Source organism: Achromobacter sp. ACM03 (assembly GCF_014851665.1).
Classification (GTDB): domain Bacteria; phylum Pseudomonadota; class Gammaproteobacteria; order Burkholderiales; family Burkholderiaceae_B; genus Achromobacter; species Achromobacter aegrifaciens.
The window spans coordinates 1-2,034 of record NZ_JACVAD010000017.1 but is presented as its reverse complement, the minus strand read 5'-3'; the positions used below and the strand labels follow the sequence as shown (position 1 = coordinate 2,034).

At 53.5% G+C, this 2,034-nt stretch carries 2 rRNA genes; both read right to left on the bottom strand.

From position 1 onward, the window contains the following. Positions 1–12: 12 nt before the first annotated feature. A 5S ribosomal RNA gene (gene rrf, locus IB257_RS31365) occupies positions 13–125 on the bottom strand. 198 nt (positions 126–323) lie between these two features. After that, positions 324–2,034: ribosomal RNA gene (locus tag IB257_RS31360) — 23S ribosomal RNA — on the bottom strand; the annotation flags it as partial.

Sequence of the window (2,034 nt, the reverse complement as noted above, 5' to 3'; positions counted from 1 at the left end):
TGCGGAATAAAAGCTTGACGATGACCTACTTTCACAGACGTCCGTCCACTATCATCGGCGCAAAGTCGTTTCACTGTCCTGTTCGGGATGGGAAGGAGTGGGACCAACTCGCTATGGTCGTCAAGCGTAACTGGTTGAGCGGCTGCGGTTAGGCAACTGCTCCAATCTTGGAAGAAACACAACGCGTGGCGATCAGAGTCGAACTCGATGATCACACACGGTGGGGTGTAATTGGTGTTGGCTGGCTGCCGACGGTGCAGCCAGATTTTGTATTGAACGACACTTGGAACGCTATATCACCAGGTCATAACCATCAGTGTTATAGGATCAAGCCTCACGGGCAATTAGTATCGGTTAGCTTAACGCATTACTGCGCTTCCACACCCGACCTATCAACGTCCTGGTCTCGAACGACCCTTCAGGGGGATCAAGTCCCCGGGATACCTTATCTTCAGACGAGTTTCCCGCTTAGATGCCTTCAGCGGTTATCTCTTCCGTACTTAGCTACCCGGCAATGCCATTGGCATGACAACCGGTACACCAGAGGTACGTCCACTCCGGTCCTCTCGTACTAGGAGCAGGCTCCGTCAAGTATCCAACGCCCACGGCAGATAGGGACCAAACTGTCTCACGACGTTTTAAACCCAGCTCACGTACCTCTTTAAATGGCGAACAGCCATACCCTTGGGACCGGCTACAGCCCCAGGATGAGATGAGCCGACATCGAGGTGCCAAACACCGCCGTCGATATGAACTCTTGGGCGGTATCAGCCTGTTATCCCCAGAGTACCTTTTATCCGTTGAGCGATGGCCCTTCCATTCAGAACCACCGGATCACTATGTCCTGCTTTCGCACCTGTTCGACTTGTCAGTCTCACAGTCAAGCACGCTTATGCCATTGCACTATCAGCACGATTTCCGACCGTACCTAGCGTACCTTCGAACTCCTCCGTTACACTTTGGGAGGAGACCGCCCCAGTCAAACTGCCCACCATGCACTGTCCCCGATCCGGATAACGGACCAAGGTTAGAACCGCAAACAAACCAGGGTGGTATTTCAAGGATGGCTCCACGTAATCTAGCGACTACGCTTCAAAGCCTCCCACCTATCCTACACAGGCCGGTTCACAGATCAATGCAAAGCTACAGTAAAGGTTCATGGGGTCTTTCCGTCTAGCCGCGGGTAGATTGCATCATCACAAACACTTCAACTTCGCTGAGTCTCAGGAGGAGACAGTGTGGCCATCGTTACGCCATTCGTGCAGGTCGGAACTTACCCGACAAGGAATTTCGCTACCTTAGGACCGTTATAGTTACGGCCGCCGTTTACCGGGGCTTCGATCAAGAGCTTGCACCCCATCACTTAACCTTCCGGCACCGGGCAGGCGTCACACCCTATACGTCGACTTTCGTCTTTGCAGAGTGCTGTGTTTTTAATAAACAGTCGCAGCCACCGATTCTCTGCGACCCCATCATGCTAAGCGCGCAGGCGCTTCACACTACCGGGGTATACCTTCTCCCGAAGTTACGGTATCAATTTGCCGAGTTCCTTCTCCTGAGTTCTCTCAAGCGCCTTGGAATATTCATCCCGTCCACCTGTGTCGGTTTGCGGTACGGTCTCGTACAGCTGAAGCTTAGAGGCTTTTCTTGGAACCACTTCCAATCACTTCGCAAGCAATGCTCGCTCGTGCCACACCCTTGATTTACGCGCCCGGATTTGCCTAAGCGCCATCTTCGATGCAGCAACAGGGACATCCAACACCCTGATGATCTTCCGCGATCCGTCCCCCCATCGCACTGTACGACGGTGCTGGAATATTAACCAGCTTCCCATCAGCTACGCATCTCTGCCTCGCCTTAGGGGCCGACTCACCCTGCGCCGATGAACGTTGCGCAGGAAACCTTGGACTTACGGCGAGGGGGCTTTTCACCCCCTTTATCGCTACTCATGTCAGCATTCGCACTTCTGATACCTCCAGCAGCCTTTACAAGCCACCTTCGCAGGCTTACAGAACGCTCTCCTACCGCGTGCAC